General features: G+C 59.9%; 14 protein-coding genes. 9 read left to right on the top strand and 5 right to left on the bottom strand.

Annotation, left to right across the window (positions count from 1 at the left end):
* Complete coding sequence (locus ACIP1X_RS15585; protein WP_212548994.1) at positions 1–1,773, bottom strand: N-acetylglutaminylglutamine amidotransferase; 1,773 nt, start codon at positions 1,771–1,773, stop codon at positions 1–3.
* A 298-nt stretch (positions 1,774–2,071) separates the two neighbouring features.
* On the opposite strand from ACIP1X_RS15585, the gene ACIP1X_RS15590 reads away from it, so the two are divergent.
* The gene (locus tag ACIP1X_RS15590) at positions 2,072–6,886 is read left to right on the top strand and encodes an NEL-type E3 ubiquitin ligase domain-containing protein (RefSeq protein WP_400753340.1); all 4,815 of its coding nucleotides are present in this window, start codon (positions 2,072–2,074) and stop codon (positions 6,884–6,886) included.
* On the opposite strand, the gene mnmC is transcribed toward ACIP1X_RS15590, so the two are convergent.
* Positions 6,883–8,865, bottom strand: coding sequence for a bifunctional tRNA (5-methylaminomethyl-2-thiouridine)(34)-methyltransferase MnmD/FAD-dependent 5-carboxymethylaminomethyl-2-thiouridine(34) oxidoreductase MnmC (gene mnmC, locus ACIP1X_RS15595; protein ID WP_400753343.1), 1,983 nt, complete (start codon positions 8,863–8,865; stop codon positions 6,883–6,885). The two genes, ACIP1X_RS15590 and mnmC, sit on opposite strands and share 4 nt — an antisense overlap.
* 227 nt (positions 8,866–9,092) lie before the next feature.
* On the opposite strand from mnmC, the gene pap reads away from it, so the two are divergent.
* Together pap and ACIP1X_RS15605 are read left to right on the top strand one after the other, a co-directional pair.
* A complete protein-coding gene (gene pap / locus ACIP1X_RS15600; protein ID WP_400753346.1) occupies positions 9,093–10,607 on the top strand; it encodes a polyphosphate:AMP phosphotransferase in 1,515 nt (504 codons plus the stop codon).
* A gap of 102 nt (positions 10,608–10,709) precedes the next feature.
* On the top strand, positions 10,710–11,894 hold the full coding sequence (locus ACIP1X_RS15605; protein WP_400753349.1) for a thiolase family protein: 1,185 nt from the start codon (positions 10,710–10,712) through the stop codon (positions 11,892–11,894).
* Between the two features lie 101 nt (positions 11,895–11,995).
* Here the strand turns inward: ACIP1X_RS15605 and ACIP1X_RS15610 are convergent, their stop codons facing one another.
* Positions 11,996–12,199: a DUF6316 family protein gene (locus ACIP1X_RS15610; RefSeq protein ID WP_159811529.1), complete on the bottom strand. Its 204-nt coding sequence runs from the start codon at positions 12,197–12,199 to the stop codon at positions 11,996–11,998.
* 211 nt (positions 12,200–12,410) lie between these two features.
* Here ACIP1X_RS15610 and ACIP1X_RS15615 point away from each other — a divergent pair, with 211 nt between their 5' ends.
* Positions 12,411–13,364, top strand: coding sequence for a DMT family transporter (locus tag ACIP1X_RS15615; protein ID WP_159811530.1), 954 nt, complete (start codon positions 12,411–12,413; stop codon positions 13,362–13,364).
* Positions 13,365–13,448: 84 nt separating this feature from the next.
* On the opposite strand, the gene ACIP1X_RS15620 is transcribed toward ACIP1X_RS15615, so the two are convergent.
* Entirely contained in the window at positions 13,449–14,843 is a 1,395-nt protein-coding gene (locus ACIP1X_RS15620) for a class II fumarate hydratase (RefSeq protein WP_053122487.1), read from the bottom strand.
* Positions 14,844–15,037: 194 nt separating this feature from the next.
* Here ACIP1X_RS15620 and ACIP1X_RS15625 point away from each other — a divergent pair, with 194 nt between their 5' ends.
* The 5 genes from ACIP1X_RS15625 (at position 15,038) to ACIP1X_RS15645 (ending at position 19,556) form a co-directional block, all read left to right on the top strand.
* Entirely contained in the window at positions 15,038–15,559 is a 522-nt protein-coding gene (locus tag ACIP1X_RS15625; protein WP_053122485.1) for a DUF2059 domain-containing protein, read from the top strand.
* Between the two features lie 12 nt (positions 15,560–15,571).
* Positions 15,572–15,871, top strand: coding sequence for a BolA family transcriptional regulator (locus tag ACIP1X_RS15630; protein ID WP_008079766.1), 300 nt, complete (start codon positions 15,572–15,574; stop codon positions 15,869–15,871).
* Between the two features lie 295 nt (positions 15,872–16,166).
* Entirely contained in the window at positions 16,167–17,108 is a 942-nt protein-coding gene (locus ACIP1X_RS15635) for a rhodanese-related sulfurtransferase (protein ID WP_053122483.1), read from the top strand.
* 35 nt (positions 17,109–17,143) lie between these two features.
* Positions 17,144–17,746, top strand: coding sequence for a DsbA family protein (locus ACIP1X_RS15640; protein WP_400753368.1), 603 nt, complete (start codon positions 17,144–17,146; stop codon positions 17,744–17,746).
* On the top strand, positions 17,739–19,556 hold the full coding sequence (locus tag ACIP1X_RS15645; protein WP_400753352.1) for an ABC transporter ATP-binding protein: 1,818 nt from the start codon (positions 17,739–17,741) through the stop codon (positions 19,554–19,556). Before ACIP1X_RS15640 ends, ACIP1X_RS15645 begins: the two co-directional genes overlap by 8 nt.
* A 4-nt stretch (positions 19,557–19,560) precedes the next feature.
* Here the strand turns inward: ACIP1X_RS15645 and ACIP1X_RS15650 are convergent, their stop codons facing one another.
* Positions 19,561–24,069 carry a deaminase domain-containing protein gene (locus tag ACIP1X_RS15650; RefSeq protein ID WP_400753354.1) on the bottom strand — a complete coding sequence of 1,503 codons (4,509 nt, stop codon included), beginning with the start codon at positions 24,067–24,069 and terminating at the stop codon, positions 19,561–19,563.
* Positions 24,070–24,103: the final 34 nt, after the last annotated feature.

Below are 24,103 nucleotides of genomic sequence, written 5' to 3' on the forward strand. Positions count from 1 at the left end.
TCAGATTCCTTGTTCACTGAGCCACAGGTTCAGGGCCGCCAGTTGCCACAGTTTCGAACCGCGCAACGGCGTCAGTTGGCCTTGCGGATCAGTCAGCAGTTTGTCGAGCATGGCCGGGTTGAACAGGCCGCGATCCTGACTCGGATCGAGCAGCAGTTCGCGCACCCAGTTCAGCGTGTCGCCTTGCAAATGCTTGAGGCCCGGCACCGGGAAGTAGCCTTTTTTACGGTCGATCACTTCACTCGGAATGACCCGGCGCGCGGCTTCTTTCAGCACCTGTTTGCCGCCATCCGGCAGCTTGAATTTGCCCGGTACACGGGCCGACAGTTCAACCAGTCGGTAGTCGAGAAACGGCGTACGCGCTTCCAGGCCCCAGGCCATGGTCATGTTGTCGACGCGTTTGACCGGGTCGTCGACCAGCATCACCGTGCTGTCCAGGCGCAGCGCTTTGTCCACGGCAGCGTCGGCGCCGGGCTGTGCGAAATGTTCCTTCACGAAGTCGCCGGCAGCGTCATTCGCGGTCAGCCATTTCGGTTGCACGGTGGCCGCGTAGTCGTCGTAACTGCGGTCGAAAAACGCGTTGCGATACGCCGCGTACGGGTCGGCAGCGCCGTCGACTTGCGGGTACCAGTGATAACCGGCGAACAACTCATCCGCGCCTTGGCCGCTCTGCACCACCTTGCAGTGCTTGGCTACTTCACGCGACAGCAGATAAAAGGCGATGCAGTCATGGCTGACCATCGGCTCGCTCATCGCGCGGAACGCGGCGGGCAATTGTTCGATGATTTCTTTTTCGTCGATGCGCAGCTGATGGTGCTGCGTGCCGTAGTGTTTGGCGATCAGATCGGAGTACTGGAACTCGTCACCGCGCTCACCGCCGGCATCCTGAAAACCGATGGAAAAGGTCGACAGATTCTCCACGCCGACTTCACGCAACAGACCGACGAGCATGCTCGAATCGACACCGCCGGACAGCAGCACGCCGACATCGACGGCGGCACGTTGACGAATCGCCACCGCTTCGCGAGTGCTGTCGAGGACGCGGTCGACCCAGTCTTCCAGCGTCAGATTTTTCTCGTCGTCGTGTGGGCCGTAAGGCAGCGTCCACCAGGTTTTCTGCTCGGTGGTGCCATCGGCTTCAACGCGCATCCAGCTCGCTGGCGGCAGTTTTTCGATGCCAGCCAGCAAGGTGCGCGGCGCAGGCACCACGGCGTGGAAATTCAGGTAGTGATTAAGCGCCACCGGATCGAGGATCGGGTTGATGTCGCCGCCCTTGAGCAGCGCCGGCAGGGCCGAGGCAAAACGCAAACGCTGACCGGTGCGCGACAGGTACAGCGGCTTCACGCCGAGACGGTCACGGGCGATAAATAGACGCTTGGCGTCGCGCTCCCAAATGGCAAAGGCGAACATGCCATTGAGTTTCGGCAGCAGCGCTTCGCCCCAGGCGTGGTAGCCCTTGAGCAGCACTTCGGTGTCGCCACCGGAATAGAAGGCATAACCCAGCGCTTCGAGCTCAGCGCGCAATTCCGGGAAGTTATAGATCGCGCCGTTGAAGGCCAGCGACAGGCCGAGTTGACTGTCGACCATCGGCTGCGCCGAACCGTCCGACAAGTCCATGATTTTCAGGCGACGATGGCCCAGGGCAATCGGCCCTTGAGCATGAAAGCCCCACGCGTCAGGGCCGCGAGGCGCCAGGTGATGGGTGATCCGCTCGATGGCTGCAAGGTCTGCAGGTTGTTGATCAAAACGTAACTCGCCAGCTAATCCGCACATAAAGTCCTTACCGGTTTTTCCGTTGGGGAGGGTGTTTCTTCAATGGCCGACATGGCCGGTACTCAGAAACTGACCCGTGCGAAATTCAGGAGTTTTAGATCGATGAGTTATAAGGACGGGCGGTGGTCCGGCGTTAGGTGACGCAAAAGCCTGTTTTGGAAAATGTGCGGTACATAGTTATCGCATCTATACAAAATCCATGTAGATACCGGCTGAACCCGACAGGATTTTGATTATTGGCTGCAATGACTGACGCGATAGGGTGGTTGTCCACCGATTGCAATCAGGAAGTTTGCGCATGACAGGACAAGGAAGTGCTGCCGGAACCGAGGATCGCCTGAGCGGTTTGCTGGAACTCACCGGGGATCTGGACAAGGCGCAAGTGCTGCACGAACGCCTGCCGCCATGGCTGCTGAAAGCGGACGCCGTCTGGCTTCACGAGGTGAAGGAAGCGCATCGCAACGCGCAGTTTTATGAGCGCGAGGTGAAAAAACTGCTGCGCAAGGTCGAAAGCCTGGAAGCATTTTGCGCGCGCCTTTTGACGCTCACGTTGAAGGAGCAGTTTTCGCTGGATCTGGATGTCAGCAATGATTCGCTGTGGATCACCCACGTCAAATATGAACTGAACACCAACAAGGTTCCGGCACTCTGGGTGGTCTACTCGCGCATAGAAAAGCGCAGCCTGCTGCAAGCGGCGATGCAGAATTTTTCGTCAGACCAGGCCGAGGGGAAGGATCTGGGCCACGAAAGCTCGGTTCGGCGGGGTGTCGAGGGAGTACCGGTGCCTGAACTGAGCGCGGCAGCCTTTGCCAAGTGTTGTCGAGCGCTGGATCTCGGGCAGCGCTATCAAACCTACCTGCAAGAGACCCTCAATTTGTGGGTGCCGGTGAGAGACGAATGGGTCAGCAACCCCGATGCGGAAAACATCTGCTGGCTGCATCTGTATGAGTTGCGCATCGACTCTCACTTCGCCTATCAGAAAAACGACATCAGTTTGCAAGCGCACCAGATGCTGCTCGAACTGACGTCCATGGGCACCGATCTCAGGGAAGCGACAGCGTGCGCACAGGGCATTTTCTATGATGGCAAACCTGTCACCTGGGAAAGTCTGGAGATCCTCGATACCTGCATCTGGGGTGCGCTGGTGTTGTCTGCCGGTCCTCGTGAACTCGCTAACGGCAAGTGCCTGGTGTACATGCCCGGCGATGCACATCGGCGGCTGTTCGAGTACCCGTCGATCGATGATTTCAGGGTTTATCTGGAACTCAAATTACAGGTCAAAGCCTACTCCCGACAGTTCGAACGTTACCTTGCGCAACCCGACCGGGTCGCATTCAGGCAGGCGTTTGCAAGCAACCGGAAACTCGAGCAAATCAAACGCAAACCCATCGATGCCGGGCTCTTTCAGTTCTTTTTCAACAGCTTTATTGGCCGGTTGCAAATTGATGCGCGGACGTTGGCGGTATCGACGGCCGATTTCGACGCCGATCAGCAACGCAAGCTCGAAGAGCGACGACTGGAAATAGCATTGGCGGTTGCCAACCTTGGCGGATTTTTCGTGCCGGTGTTGGGGCAGTTGATGATGGGTGTAGCGGTCGGCGAGCTGCTGGGCGAGGTCTATGAAGGCGTGCAGGACTGGCGCGAAGGCGACAAAACCGAAGCACTGGGGCATCTTTTTTCGGTGGTGGAAAACCTCGCGGCCATGGCGCTGTTTGCAGCGGGTGGCAAGGTCATACACTCGATCAGGGGCACGGCCATCACCGCACCCGAATTCTTTGAAGGGTTTGAGCCGGTGCAAAGCCGCGACGGGCATACGCGTTTATGGAAGGCCGATTTGCGGCCCTACCGTTTGCGGCAGGCACGAAGTGCAAAACTCAAGGAAATAAATCCCGCGAATCTGCGGGCCGAGGATGATCTGTACCTGAAAATGGACGAGTCGGCGTACCTCGCCCGGTTTGACAAGGCCCTGGACTCTTGGCGCATCGCGCATCCGGGAATCCCTTCGCGTTATCGCCCACCGGTGAAGTTCAATGGCCGAGGCTGGCAACATGTTCACGAGCATCCCGCTCAATGGCAGCATCTACCGTATGCCGTGCGCCGTCTCTACCCCGATACCGCATTGATTCCTGATGAACAACTGGAGCAGATCTGTGCGTTGACGGACACCTCGCTGGCGCACTTGCAACAACTGGCCGAACGTAATCAAGCGGTGTCAGCGCGCTTTGGCGACATGGCGCAACGTTATGCCCTCGACCAGAACATCCGCGACTTCATCTGGCACATGGAGCAACCGGGCGCGGCGAGTGCCGATGCTGCAATGTTGCAATTGCATGCCTTGCCCGATCTGCCGGGCTGGCCAGAAAAACGCTTCTTCAAAGTGTTCGACGAGGAAGATGAACTCGTTGCGCGCTACCCGGAGCCGCCGCTGCTCAATGAGGATGACCTGAGCATTCATGTGACCCAGGCGCAGCTCAAGGCCGGCGAGTTATTAAAGGTGACCGCTGCCGGAATCTACCCAAGTGAGCTGGAGTCGCTGCTGGGTGAACCGCTTGCCGGGCGAGCACCGGAACCGTTATTGGCGCGGCGCATGGCGCGGTTACTGAAAGAGGATTCGCAGTCGCTGTTCAAGCGTCTGTACCCGACCCACGACACTTTGAATACTCCCCGGCACACGGTGCTCAGGCAGCAATATCCCGACTTGCCGGTTGCGGTGCTCGATGAACTGCTCGCAGAGCTGAGCAGTGTTGATCGAGGCCATTTGCGCGAGACGCTGCGCATCCCGTTAACCCTCGCCCAGCGTGCGCGAAAGGCACAGACCGAGATCCTCATCGATCGGGCCATCAGCGGGCTGTTTTTACCCGCGCAATTCGATGATCGTACGCGCACGTTGGCCTTAGGCCTGCTCGGGCAGGAGCCTGGTTGGCCGCGCGAATTGCGGATCGAGGTCGTGCAAGACGATCTCAAGGGGGCCGTGCTCGATGCTGTCGGCGATCCCTCAGCGCTCAATCGTCGGCTGATTGTCAAAAACGGTAGTGGCTATCAAGCGCTGGATGCTGCTGGAGTGCCTTCCGGCGCACCACGGCGTGGCATGCACGTTTTTTACCGGACGCTGCTTCAGACGCTGTCACCTGCCGAACGCAGTGCGATGGGCATTGCCGGGACAACAATCGAGGACGCTGAGCGGTTGCAGATCAGTCTGTCGACAAGGGCGTTGGATCGAGCGAAATGCGCGCGAATTCTTGCCTGGGAGCCGGCGACGACAGTGCTTGAACAACCGCTGTGCATGGTTGCCGACGAGCCGGTGCGCGTTCCCGTCAACCATCCACCGCGTTTGCTGCGCAAACTCAAAAAACTCTATCCCTGGTTCACCGATGCACAGCTTGACAGCCGTCTCGCCGCGTTGGGTGCCACGCATTTTGAGCGCGCTATTGCGGTCAGACAGCTGCAACGCAAACTGGCCAAATTGCAGACGGAATTAAACGTCTGGAGCAACGATGAAGTGGCCATGGGCAAACTGCCGGGCTGGCTGGAAGAGTATCGGGCGGCACGGCAAACCGTGGCCTTGCGTCTGGAAAATTGCTGGCGCCATCAGACCTTTCTGCCTGGGGAGAACGGTACCCCGATGCCAGGTCTGAAACTTGACGGTATGCGCGTCGGCAGCTTGCCGGTGTTCAGTGGCGAGGTCGACTTCAGCCATGTTCAGCGGCTGTCATTGCAAAACATGCAGTTGGGCGATGACGTCGGGTATTTCCTCAAGGCGTTCAAAAAGCTCAACCGACTGGAACTGGATGGCAACCGCATCACGCGCCTGCCTGAAGTGCTCTCGCACATGCCGACGCTGCACCGTCTGAGTCTGCACAACAACGCCTTGAGCCTGAACGCTCAGACGGTGCAAAAACTCGCTCATATGGACAATCTGCGCGCGTTGGACCTGAGCGATAACCCGTTGGGCGACACGCCGGATGTCAGTCGGATGAAGGCGTTGATGGCGCTTGATCTGCGCAACACCCGAGCCAGGGATCTGCCTCATGGATTGCTCACTTTGCTGCGGCTTGAAAGCATGGATATGCGTGAGAACGATATCCAGAACTTGCCCGATGAACTCTTTGCTGCGCCGATCGCGCTGACCGAAAAAATCAATCTGCGGCTTAACCCGCTGTCCGTCCAAAGCCAGGCCAAACTGGCTGAGTACCGGGATCGCAGTGGCGTTGGCATGGGCTACCTGGAAGATGAAATCAGTCTGCTGAGTGATCAGCGCGTACGGGAGGTCTGGCTGGCGGCGGATACGGCGGAGGGCTATCTGGCACGCGCGGCGACCTGGCAGGCACTCAAGGACGATTGGCGCTCCAGCGACTTTTTCAAAGTGTTCTATCAATTGGTACACAGCAAAGACAACCGTCTGGTTCACCAGGAAATGGTGCGCCGGGTCTGGACAGTGCTGGAAGCCGCCGCGGCGGACGATGAGCTGCGTGGTCTGCTGTTTTCGCTGGCGGAAGGGGAGCCCAACTGCGTGGACGCGGCCGCGTTCACCTTCAGCGAAATGGAGGTCAGCGTGATGATCGACCAGGCTGTGCACGCCTCCGGAATGGCCGTACCGGATGATAAAACCCTGATCGATCTGGGGCGCGGCCTGTTTCGCCTGGATCGGCTGGATACGTTCGCGGACCGCTTCAGTGAACGGCACAACGTCGTAGACCGGCTGGGTGTGCGGCTCGCCTTTCGTCAAGGCTTGGCCGACTCGCTGGCGCTGCCCGGCCAACCGAAAAATATCCTGTACACGCAGGTCGGCGGTGTCAGCAGTGAGGATCTCGCCGAGGCGCTTGCGGATGTGACGACAGGGGAGATGTCCGCTGCGGTGCAAGGGTTTCTGGTTCGACAGCATTTTTGGCGTCAGCACCTGAAGAGAAAATTCGCCTCGGACTTTGCCACAATCACCCAACCCCTTCTGGCCAGAATGGAGGCGCTGGCGCCGGATGCTGCGACTTACCAACGTGATGTGCACGCCCTGCAAACCGACTACCGCGAGGCTCGTGAGGGGCAATTTGCGCGATTGACCGAGCGCGCACTGGAACAACAAGACGTGCGTTCCAGTGCGCTATGCCCGGTGCGTTAGCGGGTGCCGCGTATCAGGTTGCGCAAGGCAAAGCGATTCGGGTGACAGGCTTCGGCGACGCTGCGAGGTAGTGGCAGTGGCTCATTGTCGAGCCATGCCGCGAGCAGTTCACCCGACAGCGGTGCGGTGATCAAACCACGAGAACCGTGACCGCTGTTGACGTACAAGCCGTCTAGCCACGGACAGTCGATATCGGGAACCTGGCGGGCGTCTTTGCTGAGTGCGGTGTAGGCGGCGAGGAACGCTTCACGGTCGGCGAGGGGGCCGACGATCGGCAAATAGTCGGGGCTGGTGCAACGGAATGCGGCGCGGCCCTGAAGATTATCGACGGGTTGTTCATGGATGTGCAGGCGTGAAACGAGGTCGGCGGAGATTTCCTCGAGCATCGCCAGATTGCCTTCGTGTTCGGCGATGGTCGGGGTCAGGTCGTCGCTGTTGAAATCGAAGCTCGCACCGAGGGTGTGTTCGCCCAAACGTGCCGGTGCGACGTAGCCTTCGGCGCAGACCACGGTGGTCAGCGCTTGGCTTTCCGTGGTCTCGGCGAGGCGAGTGATCTGCCCGCGAATGCGTTTGAGCGGCAGCTCGGCACTTTGCGCAAAACGTTTGATCTCGGCGGCGCCGGCCAGCACCACGACCGGTGCGCTGGCCAGTAAGCGGTCACCGTCGAAGGCTTGCCACTGATCGTCGACTTTGCGCAGTTCCAATACATCGCGATGGCTGAGCAGTTCGATGCTCGGCTGCGCGGCTTGCGCCTGACACAGCGCCGGTGGATGCACCCAGCCGCCCTCGGGATAGTACAAACCGCCGTGATCCAGGCCGATGCCGGCGCGGTGTTGCGCTTCGGGCTGATCGAGCCATTGCAGTAAATCTTCGGGGAAGGCTGCGGCCAATTGTGCGTGGCGCTCGGCTTCCTTGGCATTGAACGCCAGTTGCAGCACGCCGCAATCGTCCCAATCGGTGCCGCGTTGCAGGGTTTCCAGCAAGCGACGGGTGTAGCCGAAACCGCTGACGATCAATTGCGATAACGCGGTGCCGTGGGCGGAGAGCTTCAGATACAGCACGCCCTGCGGATTGCCCGAGGCTTCTTGCGCCACGCCATCGTGGCGCTCCAGCAAGCTCACTTGCCAACCGCGCGCGGCGAGGCTGGAAGCGGTGGCGCAACCGGCCAGTCCGGCGCCGATTACCAGTGCACGACGTTCGCCTGCCACTGGGGCAGGGCGGGCGAACCACGGCTTTTCCGCGGCGGGTGGCGCAACGTCTGACGGCCAACCGAGGAACTCGCCACGCAGAATTTCCCACTTATGGCCAATGCCCGGCGTGCGTTTCATTTTGAAGCCGGCGGCGTTGAGCAAACGGCGCACCCAACCGGTACTGGTGAAGGTGCTGATGGTCGACCCGGGTGCCGCGAGTCGTGCCAATTCGACGAACAGTTCCGCCGTCCACATGTCGGGGTTTTTCGCCGGGGCGAAACCGTCGAGAAACCATGCATCGATCTGCGCATCGAGTTGCGGCAATTGCTCCAGTGCATCGCCGATCAACAGGGTAAGCGTCACGCGACCGTCGGCCAGGGTGATGCGCTGAAAGCCTTGATGGATGGCTACGTAATGCTTGAGTAACTGATCGGCCAGCGGTTTGAGTTCTGGCCACAAGGCCAATGCCCGTTGCAGATCGGCCGGGCTCAGCGGGTATTTTTCGACGCTGACAAAATGCAACCGCGCCCCGGCCACGGCGTGTTGTTCGAACAACTGCCAGGCGCAGAGAAAATTCAGCCCGGTGCCAAAACCGGTTTCGCCGATAACCAGGCGACCGCTTGCCGGCAGCGCAGCAAAACGCTCGGCCAGGCGGTTTTGTTCGAGGAACACATAACGGGTTTCATCCAGACCGGACTTGTCGGAAAAATACACGTCATCAAACACTCGCGAACGCGGGCGTCCCTGTTCATCCCAATCGAGTTGGGCGTGGGGCAATACGGGTTTCATGGCAGGCTCGGCAACGACAAGGCGGCCATTCTAGCCGATCAGGCGAGGGGTGCTTGATCCATGGCAAGGTCTGATCCAGGGGGCCAGGGAAAATGTCAAAAGATCGCAGCCTTCGGCAGCTCCTACAGGGTGGATTGCATTCCAGTGTAGGAGCTGCCGCAGGCTGCGATCTGTTCAGAGGTTGTCATCATCCGCTAGTCTTGCTGAACCCTGGAAGGAGCCGTCCAATGTTTGAATCCGCTGAAATCGGTCACGCCATCGACAAAGACACCTACGAGGCCGCCGTCCCGGCACTGCGTGAAGCGCTGCTGGAAGCCCAGTTCGAGTTGCAGCAACAGAAGCGTTTCCCGGTGATCATTTTGATCAACGGCATCGAAGGCGCGGGCAAGGGCGAGACGGTCAAGTTGCTCAACGAGTGGATGGATCCGCGCCTGATCGAGGTGCGCACTTTCGACCAACAGAGCGACGAAGAACTCTCGCGGCCACCGGCCTGGCGTTATTGGCGGATGCTCCCGGCCAAAGGGCGGATGGGGATTTTCTTCGGTAACTGGTACAGCCAGATGCTCCAGGGGCGGGTGCACGGTTTGTTCAAGGATCCACGCCTGGATCAAGCGATCGCTGGCGCCGAGCGTCTGGAAAAGATGCTCTGCGATGAAGGCGCGCTGATCTTCAAATTCTGGTTTCACCTGTCGAAGAAGCAGATGAAAGCGCGACTCAAAGCGTTGGCCGACGATCCGCTGCACAGCTGGCGCATCAGCCCGCTCGACTGGCAGCAATCGGAGACCTACGACAAATTCGTCAAATACGGCGAGCGCGTGCTGCGCCGCACCAGTCGCGATTACGCGCCGTGGCATGTGATCGAAGGCATGGATGCGAACTACCGCAGTCTGGCGGTCGGCAAGATTCTCCTTGAAGGTTTGCAAAGTGCGCTGAAACGCCCGGACGTGCATCCCCATGATGTCAGCGCTGCGCCGCTGGGCACGCCGGTTGATCATCTGAACCTGCTCGACAGCCTCGACCTGACCCAGCGTCTGGACAAGAAAGATTACGAAGAGCAACTGATCACCGAACAGGCGCGCCTGTCCTGGCTGATGCGCGACAAACGCATGCGTCGCCATGCACTGGTCGCGGTGTTCGAAGGCAACGATGCAGCGGGTAAGGGCGGGGCGATCCGTCGGGTGGCGGCGGCGCTCGATCCGCGCCAATACAACATCGTGCCGATTGCCGCGCCGACCGAAGAGGAGCGTGCGCAACCGTACCTTTGGCGTTTCTGGCGACATATTCCGGCGCGCGGCAAATTCACCGTGTTCGACCGTTCGTGGTACGGCCGAGTGCTGGTGGAGCGCATTGAAGGTTTCTGCACACCGGCGGACTGGCTGCGTGCGTATGGCGAGATCAATGACTTCGAGGAGCAACTGGCCGACGCCGGGGTGATCGTCGTCAAGTTCTGGCTGGCGATCGACAAGGACACGCAGATGGAGCGTTTCCAGGAGCGCGAAGAGATCCCGTTCAAGCGCTTCAAGATCACCGAGGACGACTGGCGCAACCGCGACAAGTGGGACGACTACCGCGCCGCCGTCGGCGATATGGTCGATCGCACCAGTTCCGAAATCGCGCCGTGGACGTTGGTTGAGGCCAATGACAAGCGCTGGGCGCGAGTGAAAGTGCTGCGCACGATCAACCGCGCGCTCGAAGACGCGTTCGAGAAATCCGACAAGCACGCGAAAAAGCACAAGGACTGAACCGATGGACACGCATACGCGGGGTGAATGATTGTCGCGGTCGGCAATGGGGTGGACTTATGCTCGGTTCACTCTCAACCGACAACAATAATGAGGTATGCCATGCGTGAAGTGGTGATCGTCGACAGCGTGCGGACTGGCCTGGCCAAATCCTTTCGCGGCAAGTTCAACCAGACCCGCCCCGATGACATGGCGGCGCACTGCGTCAACGCGCTGCTGACGCGCAATGACATCGACCCGGCCAGCGTCGAGGATTGCATCGTCGGCGCCGGCTCCAACGAGGGCGCGCAGGGCTACAACATCGGCCGCAACGTCGCGGTGCTCTCGCGTCTGGGCACCGGCACCGCCGGCATGACCCTCAACCGTTTCTGCTCGTCGGGCTTGCAAGCGATTGCGATTGCCGCCAACCAGATCGCCTCGGGTTGCAGCGACATCATCGTCGCCGGCGGCGTCGAGTCGATCAGCCTGACGATGAAAAGCGTCAACACCGATCACCTGATCAACCCGCTGCTCAAGCAACAGTCGCCGGGCATCTATTACACGATGGGCCAGACTGCCGAAGTGGTTGCGCGACGTTATGGCGTCAGCCGTGAAGCGCAGGATCGCTATTCGTTGCAAAGCCAGATCCGCACCGCGCAGGCGCAGGCGGCCGGGCTGTTCAACGATGAAATCGTGCCGATGTCGGTGAAGTATCGCGTTGAAGACAAGAACACTGGCGAAGTGCAAATTCTCGACGGCGTGGTTGATCGCGATGACTGCAACCGTCCGGACACCACCTATGAAAGCCTCGCCGGGTTGAAACCGGTGTTCGCTGAGGACGGTTCGGTGACGGCGGGCAACTCGTCGCAACTGTCGGATGGCGCGTCGATGACGCTGGTGATGAGTCTGGAAAAAGCCCTGGAATTGGGGCTGAAGCCGAAAGCGTTTTTCCGTGGGTTTACCGTGGCCGGTTGCGAGCCGGACGAGATGGGTATCGGCCCGGTGTTCTCGGTGCCGAAACTGCTCAAGGCGAAAGGTTTGCAGGTGGCGGACATTGATCTGTGGGAACTGAACGAGGCGTTCGCTTCGCAGTGCCTGTACAGCCGTGATCGGCTGGATATCGATAACGACAAGTACAACGTCAACGGTGGTTCGATTTCGATTGGCCACCCGTTCGGCATGACCGGGTCGCGGCAGGTCGGGCATCTGGTGCGGGAGTTGCAGCGGCGTAATTTGCGTTACGGGATTGTGACGATGTGCGTGGGCGGCGGGATGGGTGCGACGGGGTTGTTTGAAGCGGTGCGCTGAACCCTGAAAGATTTGTTGATTGATCGACCGCTATCGCGAGCAGGCTCACTCCTACAATTGGAATGCATTCCCCTGTAGGAGTGAGCCTGCTCGCGATGGCATCAACCGGATATCCGGTTGGAATCCAGCCCCTGCATCCGCGCAATATAAGCCTGGATTTCCTTCTCAATCTGCTCGGCACTCTCAAACGGCCCTTCAAGGGTGTTTTCCCGAGTGCTGAAATACAGTTCGCCATTGACCCGGCACACGCGGTCGCTGCGAAAGTGCGTGGCGGGGGCGTTGTCTTGGGCGCGCATGCCTAACATGATCGGTCTCCTTGGCTGAGGCGCTGGACGGGATCCAATCAGCTTATGCCTGAAGCACTTAACCCGCGCGGCCAGCCGATCAACGGCAGCGCGTCAATTTAATGCTGCGACCTGCACAGTTTCATTCACGTCCTGGCCCCAACTGTCCCTGTGTCGCGCCCGGCGGCACGCCTAGAATGAGCGCACTCGTCAGCAGGCTTTTGGGGTTCGCATGCACATTTCATCCGGTCGCTGGGTTTACGGCTTGTTCCTGGCGCTGCTGACCGCGTTTCTGTGGGGCATCCTGCCGATCAAACTCAAACAGGTGTTGCTGGTGATGGATCCGGTCACGGTGACCTGGTTTCGCTTGATGGTGTCCGGCAGCTGCCTGTTCATTTATCTGGCCGCGGTCAAACGCCTGCCGAGCCGCAAAGTGCTGGGGCCCAAGGGTGGCTGGCTGGTGCTGATGGCGGTGCTTGGCCTGGTCGGCAACTACGTGCTGTATCTGATGGGCCTCAACCTGCTCAGCCCCGGCACCGCGCAACTGGTGGTGCAGATGGGGCCGATCATGTTGCTGATCGCCAGTCTATTTGTGTTCAAGGAGCGTTTCAGCATTGGCCAGGGCATTGGGTTGTTGGTGCTGCTGGTCGGTTTTGTGCTGTTCTTTAATCAGCGTCTGGCTGAGTTGCTGACCTCACTGTCGGATTACACCGCTGGCGTGTTGTTGGTGCTGCTGGCGTCGACGGTCTGGACGTTTTACGCGCTGGGTCAAAAGCAATTGCTGACGGTGTGGAATTCGTTGCAGGTGATGATGGTGATTTACCTGTTCTGCGCGTTGTTGCTGACGCCGTGGGTACACCCGCTCGAAGCGCTGGAGTTGAGTCCGTTGCAGGGTTGGTTGCTGCTCGCGTGCTGCATGAACACGTTGATTGCCTATGGCGCGTTTGCCGAAGCGCTGGCGCACTGGGAGGCGTCGCGGGTCAGTGCGACGTTGGCGATTACACCGTTGGTGACGTTTGGCGCGGTGGCGATTGCGGCGGGGATCTGGCCGGAGTACGTGCATGCCGAGCAGATCAATGGGCTTGGGTATGGCGGGGCGGTGTTGGTGGTATTGGGCTCGGCGCTGGTGGCGTTGGGGCCTTCGTTGATTGCCGGGCTCAAGGCGCGGCGCATGCGTATGGCCTGAAGATCAAAAGATCGCAGCCTGCGGCAGCTCCTACAGAGAACGCATTCCAATGTAGGAGCTGCCGCAGGCTGCGATCTTTTGTTTTTAGCCCTTGGCCCCAGCCTCAATCATGTTTTCCGGCCGCACCCACGCATCAAACTCTTCATCGGTCAGATAGCCCAACGCCAACGCCGCCTCACGCAACGTCAGCCCCTCGCTGTAAGCCTTCTTGGCGATTTCCGCCGACTTGTCATAACCAATGTGCGGGTTCAACGCCGTCACCAGCATCAACCCACGCTCGAGATGCCGCGCCATGACTTCCGCATCCGGCTCCAGCCCGGCAATGCAGTGCTGCTGGAAGTTGCTGCAGCCGTCGCCGAGCAGGCGAATCGATTGCAGCAGATTGTGGATGATCACCGGTTTGTACACGTTCAACTGCAAGTGACCCTGACTGGCAGCAATGCCGATCGTCACGTCGTTGCCCAGCACCTGACACGCCAGCATCGACAGTGCCTCGCACTGCGTCGGGTTGACCTTGCCCGGCATGATTGAGCTGCCCGGTTCGTTCGCCGGTAGACGCACTTCGGCAAAACCGGCGCGTGGGCCGGAGCCGAGCAACCGTAGGTCGTTGGCGATTTTCATGAGCGCCACGGCGAGGGTTTTCAGTGCGCCGGAGAGACTGGTCAGCGGTTCGTGGCCGGCGAGGGCGGCGAACTTGTTTGGCGCGGTCACGAATGGCAGACCCGATAGCGCCGCCAGTTCGGCAGCAATCGCTTCACCAAAACCGTGCGGCGAGTTCAGCCCGGTGCCGACGGCGGTGCCGCCCTGTGCCAGTTCACACACCGCCGGCAGCGCGGCACGGATCGCCCGTTCGGCGTAATCCAGCTGCGCGATAAAACCGGACAATTCCTGACCGAAGGTGATCGGCGTTGCGTCCATCATGTGCGTGCGCCCGGTTTTCACCAGTTTCATGTGCCGCGCGGCGAGTTCGGCGAGACCTCCGGACAGCTCGGCAATCGCCGGCAGCAGTTGTTCCTGCACGGCTTGCGCGGTGGCGATGCTCATGGCGGTGGGGAAACAGTCGTTGGAGCTTTGCGAGCGGTTGACGTGATCGTTCGGGTGCACCGGCGTCTTGCCGCCGCGCGGATTGCCGGCCAGTTCGTTGGCGCGACCGGCGATCACCTCGTTGACGTTCATGTTGCTCTGGGTGCCGCTGCCGGTCTGCCAAACGACGAGCGGGAACTGGTCGTCATGCTGGCCGTCGAGGACTTCGTCGGCGGCCTGTTCGATCAGGCGGGCGATGTCGGCGGGCAGGTCGCCGTTGCGGTCGTTGACCCGTGCCGCGGCTTTCTTGATCAGGGCCAGGGCGTGCAGTACCGGCAGCGGCATGCGTTCCTGACCGATGGCGAAGTTGATCAGCGAGCGTTGCGTCTGAGCCCCCCAGTAAGCATCGTCCGGGACGTCGATCTGGCCCAGGCTGTCGGTTTCGATACGGCTCATCGTGCACACTCCTGTTGGTCTGTTTGCGCAGTTTAGGCCGGGTTCGGCCCGGGTGGTTCCATCGAATCGATTGTTGACCGGTAAAACCCCGCCAATCAAGCGCGGCAAGGCTTGGGGGGTTGAGCCGCAGCGATTTTTAGGCGCAGAATGGTCGCCCTTGGGGTTTTACCTCGCTTTGCTTAAAAGGAAACTCGATGACTCGTCTTCGTGCCATCTGTACCGCGGTTGCACTGGTTTGCGCCAGCGGCCAGGTGCTTGCCGATACCGCCAGCCACAACGCCAGTGCCGAAGCTTTCCTGACCCTGGCACACGCTGACAAACTGGGCACTCCGGTGTACATGCAAGTGCAGCAAATGTTCGCTCAGCGCTTTGAGCAGACCAAAGCCCCTGAAGCTAAAAAAGCCGTGCTGGAAACCTATCAGGCCAAGGCCAACGCCGCGCTGGATCAGGCCATTGGCTGGAACAAGCTGAAGCCGGACATGGTCAAGCTGTACACCACCAACTTCAGCGAATCCGAGCTGAAAGACCTGGTCGCGTTCTACCAGTCGCCACTGGGTAAAAAAGTCCTGGAAAAAATGCCGCAGCTGACTCAGCAATCGGCCCAGATGACCCAGGCCAAGCTGGAAAGCGCGGTACCGGTAGTCAACAAGCTGCTGGAAGACATGACCAACGAGCTGGCCCCGAAAGGCGCTGCTCCGGCCAAGAAAAAGCCGTAAGCGGAGTTCGTGATGAGCATGCAACAACGCATCGAATCTACGCTGGGCCTGTTACAGCCTGAGCATCTGCAAGTGCTGGATGAAAGCCACATGCACAGTCGCGGGTTGCAGACCCACTTCAAGGCAGTGGTGGTCAGCGCGCAGTTCGAAGGCCTGAACCGGGTCAAGCGCCACCAGAAAGTCTACGGCACGCTCGGCGAGCTGATGGGCGAGTTCCATGCGTTGGCGCTGCACACCTACACCCCGCAGGAATGGGCAGAGACCGGCGCCGCCCCGGCGTCGCCGACCTGTGCCGGCGGAAGCAAACACTGATTTTGGATGTGGCGGGATTTTTGTGGCGAGGGGATTTATCCCCGATGGGTTGCGAAGCAGCCCCAAACCCTGAGAATGCGGTCTTTCAGGTCTATCGAGTTCTATGGTTTCAGGGCCGCTTCGCAGCCCAGCGGGGATAAATCCCCTCGCCACAGGTTTTGTGTTGTCACAGAAAGCCCAGTACATCCAAAACACATCGTGTTTTTGCTAGAATCCGCAACGCGCCGCTCACCCGGCGCGTTTTTTTTTGAATCCGGTTCACCCTTTGCGAGGGTAGCCACCTGGAGAAATACCCATGACACAACCGATTGTCGTGGCGGCACTGTATAAGTTCGTCACCCTCGAAGATTACGTCAACCTGCGCGAGCCACTGCTGCAAGCGATGGTCGACAACCAGATCAAAGGCACCCTGCTGATCGCCGAAGAAGGCATCAATGGCACGGTGTCCGGCACTCGCGAAGGCATCGACGGCCTGCTCGCCTGGCTCAAGAACGACCCACGCATGATCGACATCGATCACAAAGAGTCGTACTGCGACGAGCAGCCGTTCTATCGCACCAAAGTCAAACTGAAGAAAGAAATCGTCACCCTCGGTGTCGAAGGCGTCGACCCGAACAAAAAGGTCGGCACTTACGTTGATCCGCAAGACTGGAACGCGTTGATCAGCGACCCGGAAGTGCTGTTGATCGATACGCGCAACGATTACGAAGTGTCGATCGGCACCTTCGAAGGCGCCATTGATCCGAAAACCACCAGTTTTCGCGAATTCCCTGACTACATCAAAGAACACTTCAACCCGGCCGTGCACAAGAAAGTCGCGATGTTCTGCACCGGCGGTATTCGCTGCGAGAAAGCCTCGAGCTACATGCTCAGCGAGGGCTACGAAGAGGTTTACCACCTCAAGGGCGGCATTCTGAAGTACCTCGAAGAGGTGCCGCAGGAAGAAACCAAGTGGCAGGGTGACTGCTTCGTGTTCGACAACCGCGTGACCGTGCGTCACGACCTCAGCGAAGGCGACTACGATCAATGTCATGCCTGCCGCACACCGGTCAGCGTTGAAGATCGCGCCAGCGAGCATTACGTCGCCGGCATCAGTTGCCCGCATTGCTGGGACAAGCTGAGCGAGAAGACCCGCCGCAGCGCCATCGACCGGCAGAAGCAGATCGAACTGGCCAAGGCGCGCAACCAGCCGCACCCGATCGGCTACAACTATAAGCAAGCATCCACCGAGGCTTAATCATGTCTGCACGCCTGCTCTATGTGATGGATCCGATGTGTTCGTGGTGCTGGGGTTTCGCTCCGGTGGCCAAGGCATTGGTGGAGCAGGCGCAGGCAGCCGGGGTCGAGCTGCATCTGGTGGTCGGCGGTTTGCGCACCGGCAGTGGCTCGGCGCTGGAGCCGACCACGCGGCGCTACATTCTTGAACACTGGCAAGCGGTCACCGAGGCTACTGGCCAGCCGTTCAAGTTCGACGGCGCGTTGCCCGACGGTTTTGTCTACGACACCGAGCCTGCCTGCCGTGCGATCGTCACCGCGCGCAGCTTGGCGCCGGATTGCGCGTGGACACTGGTCGGACTGATCCAGCACGCCTTCTACGCTGAAGGTCGTGATGTCACCCAAGCCAGCGTGCTGGTGGAACTGGCCGAGCAGGCCGGCGTGCCGCGTATCGAATTTGCTGCATTGTTCGACCGTGCCGATCAGCACGAAGCCACGTTGGCTGATTTCAATTGGGTGCAGGATCTCGGCATCGCCGGGTTCCCGACCTTGCTCGCCGAGCGTAACGGTCAACTGGCGCTACTGACCAATGGCTATCAACCGCTCAGCGAACTGTCGCCGTTGCTCGGCCGCTGGCTGGAGCGCGCTGCCTGTGCATGATCCGGCCGATGACACGCCAGCCGTAAAGCGTGTCGACCGGCTGAGCTGGGCAGAAGTCCGGCGATTGGCTCTCACACACAAAAAATCCCTGTGGATCGCTAACGGCGTGGCTGTTCTGGCGACGCTGTGCAGCGTGCCGATTCCTCTGCTGCTGCCGTTGCTGGTCGATGAAGTCTTGCTCGGCCACGGCGATGCGGCACTGAAAGTCATGAACCACGTGTTGCCCAGCATGTGGCAGCAAGCGGCGGGTTACATCGGCCTGATGCTGGTGGTGACGCTGACGCTGCGTTGCAGCTCGCTGTGTTTTGGCGTGTTGCAGTCGCGATTGTTTGCGCGACTGGCCAAGGACATCGTTTACCGCATCCGCGTGCGCCTGATCGAACGGCTCAAGCGGATTTCCCTCGGCGAATACGAAAGTCTCGGCAGCGGCACGGTGACCACGCATCTGGTCACCGATCTCGATACCCTCGACAAATTCGTCGGCGAAACCCTCAGCCGTTTTCTCGTAGCGATGCTGACCCTGGTCGGCACCGCGAGTATCCTCATGTGGATGCACTGGAAGCTGGCGCTGCTGATTTTGCTGTTCAACCCGCTGGTGATTTACGGCACGGTGCAGTTGGGCAAACGCGTCAAACACCTGAAGAAACTCGAGAACGACAGCACCGCGCGCTTCACTCAGGCGCTGAGTGAAACCCTCGATGCGATTCAGGAAATTCGCGCCGGCAACCGGCAGGGGTTTTTCCTCGGCAGGCTCGGCCTGCGCGCGCAGGAAGTGCGCAATTACGCGGTCAACTCGCAGTGGAAAACCGACGCTTCCAACCGCGCTAGCGGCTTGTTGTTTCAGTTCGGTATCGATATTTTCCGTGCGGCGGCGATGCTCACCGTGCTGTTTTCCGACCTGTCGATCGGCCAGATGCTCGCGGTGTTCAGTTACCTGTGGTTCATGATCGGCCCGGTCGAACAACTGCTCAACCTGCAATACGCCTATTACGCGGCGGGTGGCGCGCTGACGCGCATCAACGAGCTGCTGGCGCGGGCCGACGAGCCGCAATATCCCGGCGGCGTCGATCCGTTCAAGGGCCGCGACACCGTGGGTATTCAGGTGCAAGGGTTGAGCTTCGGTTACGGCGATGAACTGGTGCTCGATCAGCTCGATCTGTCGATTGCCCCCGGTGAGAAAGTCGCGATTGTCGGTGCCAGTGGCGGCGGCAAAAGTACTCTCGTGCAATTGCTGCTGGGGTTGTACACGCCGCTGTCCGGCACCATTCGTTTCGGCGGTTCGACCCAGCAGGAAATCGGCCTCGACACCGTTCGCGAGAACGTCGCGGTGGTGTTGCAACACCCGGCGCTGTTCAACGACACCGTGCGCGCCAACCTGACCATGGGTCGCACGCGCGACGACGAAGCCTGTTGGCAGGCGCTGGAAATCGCCCAGCTCGAAGCAACCATCCGCGCCTTGCCGGATGGCCTCGACAGCATCGTCGGCCGCTCCGGCGTGCGCCTCTCCGGTGGTCAGCGCCAACGTTTGGCGATTGCGCGGATGATCCTCGCCGAGCCAAAAGTGGTGATCCTCGACGAAGCCACCTCGGCCCTCGATGCCGCCACCGAATACAACCTGCATCAGGCCATGGCGCGCTTTCTCAACGGTCGCACCACGCTGATCATTGCCCACCGTTTGTCAGCGGTGAAGCAGGCCGATCGCGTGTTGGTGTTCGACGGCGGGCAAGTGGCTGAAGACGGCGATCATCAACAACTGATCGCCGATGGTGGTTTGTACGCCAAGCTCTATGGCCATTTGCAACGCCACTGAGTGCTCACTTCCAGAGCACGTTCATCGCGTCCGGGCTGCCGTCATAACCGAACTGTTTCATCACCACCGCGCAGGAATCGCACGGCGCCATGGTCGTGGCGATGGTGATCGACTCTATTTCCTTGGGGTCGGGGTACTTGCCACGAATCACCCGAATCAGTTTGCTCTCGGTGTCCAGCGACGTCGGGCGTGCCGTGAGGGCTGGCGAATAGGTTTCGATATTATCGATGGTGTGCGGAATGGCGCGGATCTTCCCCGAGTCGGAGACGCTGAGTGAGGTTGCTTTGAAACTGCTGTCGTGGTCGACATTGACGTAAGTGGTTTCACCCACAGTCACCTGTGACGAGTGTTGATTACGCGCAAACAGCGGTAAAAATCCGGTATCGCCCTGCTGTCCGGAGACGCTGACATAGACTTCGCGTTTCCCGGTTTTGTCGATAATTTCAGCGAAGGCAATGTTTCTCGGGCTGTGCAGTTTTTTACCGGTTCGCGCGCTGATGAGTTTCTGCAGCTGCTGCATGGTGTCGTCGATCTTCAGCGCTTTCGCCCCGGCGGCCGTCAAGTCTACGGTGATCACGGTTTTTTCGAACAGTGCGTTGAACACCCGCGCGGTGGTGTCTCGAGTGGCGTCTGGCGCTGAGCGCGATAACGACCAAGTCGCGGCGCCGTCAGTGGAGCGCCGGACAATCATTCGCGTGGAATGGTCGAACAGAATCGCTTCTGCGGGGCTGGTGTCGACTTTGAGCCATTGCAGCGTGTCGGGCGGATGCGCATGCCCACCCATCGGAATCGCGATTTCATCCATGGCTTTCATCGCTCGCTCTACCGCTGTCGGGCCGTAGATCCGTGCAATGTTGTTGGCATTCAACGAGCCGGTGTAGACCGTCATCAACTCCTGACGCAGTGGATCCGGCAGCGTTGCAGCCTGCTTGAACAGCAGCGGGTCTCTGAGACTTTTGCCGTTGGCAAGTTCTGCAACATAAAAGTTTCCCGCGTTCAGACGCAAGAACACGTAACGCCTGGAGTCATCCATGGCTTGAGCGATTGTCGCGCCGACCTGAAAGGTGTCGCCCAGCGAACCGGCAGGCCTCGGCAGGCTGACGCTGACCCGGCCATAGATGCCTTTTTGAAATTCCATGAAAGCACTCAATTCGGTGAACCGCGCGATGTCGGCCACGCGCATCGGGCTGTGTCCGGCAGCCGGGGTGTAAATACTGTCACCCAACCAGGTCGCCCAGCCTTTGCGTTCATCAAAACTGCCGAGCGCTGGCACCGGCGCCGGGTCGCGGGTGACGTAGCGGGTCTGGCAGAGTTGATTGCCGGGTGCGCGGCGTTGCCGGCAGGGCAGCGTTTTCAATCGCTGACTGTCGTCGATCAAGTCAGCGCGGCGCAGAACATCGCCCTCCAGACGATAAGCCACGTCGTCGATCAGTAAGGTTGTCCGGCCATCGACTTCGAGCATTTCGCGAATCTGCGCTTCTGCAGGGACTTCCACCAAGACATGGCCATCGGCACTCCCCGCCGAGTTGAAAGTGGAGCGTCCCGGCGCCAGATCAGGCGAGCTCATCAGCAGACGAGGGCCGTAGGGCTTGAGCGAGAGCGGATCGATCAGACAATAGCGGCTGTCCTTGGCCGCGTTGATTTTGCGCACCGGCACATCGTCGACACCCTTGAACGATGCCAGTTCATCGCCCTGCACCAGCGGCTTCCAGCGTCCGGGGTCGGTAATTTGCGTGAATCCCTTGACCAGATCGTAATGCGCCGTCGCCCCCATCAGCGTGCGAACCCCGCTCAGGCTCAAGCGCCCGGCCCGATAGAGTCCGCGCCCCGTCAGCAACAGGGATTGACGTGACAGCTTGAAGCCGGCGGCGGCGATCGCGAAAGGATTGAGGTTCTCCAGCGTTGCCTTGATGAGCTTGCCCGACACCTTGCTGAACGCGGGCAGCGTTGAACGAATACCGATACGGCCGGCAGTCGCAACCAACCTGATCGAGCCTGCTGCAAACTTTCCCAGCGGCACGGCAAACGAAACCACATCTATAAACAGGCCGAGCACGCCCAGCAGACGAGTGCCGAAATCGTCGGATTTAAGGTCATCGAGGCTGCCCCAGAACGGCAGCAAAGGTTTGATCGCCTGTAACCAGTGCGGTCTGGCCTGATCGCGGTCGAACACCGTTTCGCCCCACGCGGTCGAGCGCAGTTCGTCGATGTCGTAATAGAACAACTCTTCGGCGACGAGGGTGGCGATCTGCTGAGTGCGAGCGGCGCGCAGTGTCAGGCCGTCGTTAACCCACGGTGTGGGCGCAGTCAGTGAGCCCAACGCAGCGATAAACGCGCGGCACGTGGCGCCAGGCAGTGGCACGGTCCCTTGCTGGTAAGCCTCCCAATCGAGGGGTAAATGCCTGTTGATCGGAGCGCTGAGCGGTTGCACGTCTTTAAAGATCAGGACGTTTTTGCTGGCGGGCCCGAGGTGTTCGGCGCTGATGTCGCTTCTGCGGCGGATGATGCCGGCGCGTGGCAGGCATTCATAGAAGCGCGAATCGCCGCGCTGCGGTTTTGCTTCCAGCAAAAATCCCATCCGCGCGAGCCTTGAAGGCGCGGTGGTTTCGCCGAGGGCGAGCACTGCCATCTCATCAGTGATCTGCCTGAGTGAATGAATGCGCACTTCCTGCTGTGTCAGTGCCTGACGATCATCCCACGGCAGCGATACCAGCAACGTCCTGATCAGCCAGGCGTAAGCGTTTTGACTGTCACGCAAATAGCCTTGGAAATGCTCGTTGAACAGCGATTCGATGTCCGGCAGCAACTCGCCATGAAAACGCGGCAATCCGAGCGTCTGAAAGCCGTCCCAGCCGTCGTCCGTCTGAACCTGGCGATCGCCGCTCAGAACGATCCAGTTTGTGCGGGGGATGCCATCGAGGATGACCGACCATTTCTGGCTATTGTTGAACCCGCCTCCGGCGTAGACCTCGGCAAATTCATAGGTGTCGGGTTTAAAGTCGGGCAGGTCGATGATTGCGCGCTTGCTTCTGCCCGTGACGGCTTTTGTGAGCCGCAGACCTTCGGGCATTTTGTTGGGAAAAAAACCTCGGTCAATGACCGCCCTTGCAATGTCCAGTCTGTGTTCAGGTTGCGCGCCGAGTTGGCGGATGGCCTGATTCATTTCCAGGGTCGAGCTGTCCAGCGTCGACAGCGCTTCGCTGATCGAGACCGGATAGACATTGCCCGTGGCCGCGGCCCAGCGTTGCGCCGGTTCGAGGCGGGTCAAGGCAATCAGCTGCAACATCTGGTCTGAAGCGTTTTCACTCTGGCGCAGCGGCAAGTCAATCAGTTGCTGGAAGGCCAACCGCTGCAGCAGCCCCGGTTCAAGCGCTTGAGCAAGGTTGACGCCGTGGGCGAAGTTGACCCAGGTCATCGAGCTGGCATAGGGCAGGTCGGGTGGAATGTCCGGCACCGCAAAGTCGCTGGCGTATTTCGACAGCAGCAGGTGACCGAGCATCACTTCCTCGAGGGTGTCCGTGTCTGTTTCAGCGATCATCCCGCACGCTGACAGGTGCTTTTCGAAGTCGCGGCGTATCGCCTGATAGCTCTTGCCCCAATGCTCAGGCGTGTCCAGGCGAAAGCCGAACAGGCTGTCGGCCGGGTCGTCAAAGGAATCGCAATACCACAGGCGCAAGGCTTCGGCGACCAGGTGGGCAGCGATCTCTGTCGGTGGCTGTTCGTCAAGGGTTGCGCCATACCAGTCGAGTGACTGCGTCAGACGCGCGGCCAGCGCCTGTGCCTTGGAGCCATTCAGCAAACGATCGAGGCTGCTCATCGGGCTGGCGCGCACTTGCTCGACCGTTGCACCGGGCAACGCTTGCGCGGCCAGGCTGGCGATGGCGCTGGTTTGACCCTGTGCGAGCAGTTTGCTGACCGCATCCAGCACACGCGCGTGATCATCCGCTGTGAACAAACGGCCGATATCGACGCAGGTGCCCAACCGCAGATGATGGATGGCACGGGCCTCCTCAAGGAAAGCGATCAACGCATCCAGTGCGCCGGCGTCATCCAGCAATGCCGGTGGCACATCGTAAAACTTCAGCGCAACGCTGATCGGTAACAGGGGGTCACTGCACAGGTATCCGCCGATAGTTCTGGCAGCCCGTTCAACGGGGCGCAACAGATTGACCAGTTGTGGAAATTCTTCCGGTACGAGGCGGGCAGGGCTGCCATCCAGGTAATAGCTTGTGTAGGTCACCCGGTCCGCTGCGATGGAGACTTCCAGGTAGTCGGGCGCCAGATCCCGTTGAGTCAGGGCGGCCACGTAGACCGGGTTGTTCAGCACAGGCGCCAGTGCCGCCAGTGCGTCTGCGTGGGCACGTTGCAGTGGCGATTGCGCAACAGGCTCGTAGACGTAATTCGACAGCGGGCTGGCGGTCGTTTTGGCATCGCTTAAACGCGCAAGCAGCGCATCGTATTCGGCAAGCACGGCCTGATGTTGTTGCAAGGGTGTGGCAGGTGAACGCGGCATATTCGCAAAGGCCTTCGAAAATTAACGGAAGGCA

The sequence above is a fragment of the Pseudomonas sp. NPDC088885 genome, assembly GCF_044750025.1.
GTDB lineage: Bacteria > Pseudomonadota > Gammaproteobacteria > Pseudomonadales > Pseudomonadaceae > Aquipseudomonas > Aquipseudomonas rustica.

Excerpts from the sequence above, each read along its gene's own strand:
- ACIP1X_RS15590 (WP_400753340.1), top strand. The coding sequence starts at position 2,072 with ATGACAGGACAAGGAAGTGCTGCCGGAACCGAGGATCGCCTGAGCGGT.
- mnmC (WP_400753343.1), bottom strand. The coding sequence starts at position 8,865 with ATGAAACCCGTATTGCCCCACGCCCAACTCGATTGGGATGAACAGGGA.
- ACIP1X_RS15650 (WP_400753354.1), bottom strand. The coding sequence starts at position 24,069 with ATGCCGCGTTCACCTGCCACACCCTTGCAACAACATCAGGCCGTGCTT.
- ACIP1X_RS15605 (WP_400753349.1), top strand. The coding sequence starts at position 10,710 with ATGCGTGAAGTGGTGATCGTCGACAGCGTGCGGACTGGCCTGGCCAAA.
- ACIP1X_RS15635 (WP_053122483.1), top strand. The coding sequence starts at position 16,167 with ATGACACAACCGATTGTCGTGGCGGCACTGTATAAGTTCGTCACCCTC.
- ACIP1X_RS15615 (WP_159811530.1), top strand. The coding sequence starts at position 12,411 with ATGCACATTTCATCCGGTCGCTGGGTTTACGGCTTGTTCCTGGCGCTG.
- ACIP1X_RS15610 (WP_159811529.1), bottom strand. The coding sequence starts at position 12,199 with ATGTTAGGCATGCGCGCCCAAGACAACGCCCCCGCCACGCACTTTCGC.
- ACIP1X_RS15640 (WP_400753368.1), top strand. The coding sequence starts at position 17,144 with ATGTGTTCGTGGTGCTGGGGTTTCGCTCCGGTGGCCAAGGCATTGGTG.
- ACIP1X_RS15585 (WP_212548994.1), bottom strand. The coding sequence starts at position 1,773 with ATGTGCGGATTAGCTGGCGAGTTACGTTTTGATCAACAACCTGCAGAC.
- ACIP1X_RS15630 (WP_008079766.1), top strand. The coding sequence starts at position 15,572 with ATGAGCATGCAACAACGCATCGAATCTACGCTGGGCCTGTTACAGCCT.
- ACIP1X_RS15620 (WP_053122487.1), bottom strand. The coding sequence starts at position 14,843 with ATGAGCCGTATCGAAACCGACAGCCTGGGCCAGATCGACGTCCCGGAC.
- ACIP1X_RS15625 (WP_053122485.1), top strand. The coding sequence starts at position 15,038 with ATGACTCGTCTTCGTGCCATCTGTACCGCGGTTGCACTGGTTTGCGCC.
- pap (WP_400753346.1), top strand. The coding sequence starts at position 9,093 with ATGTTTGAATCCGCTGAAATCGGTCACGCCATCGACAAAGACACCTAC.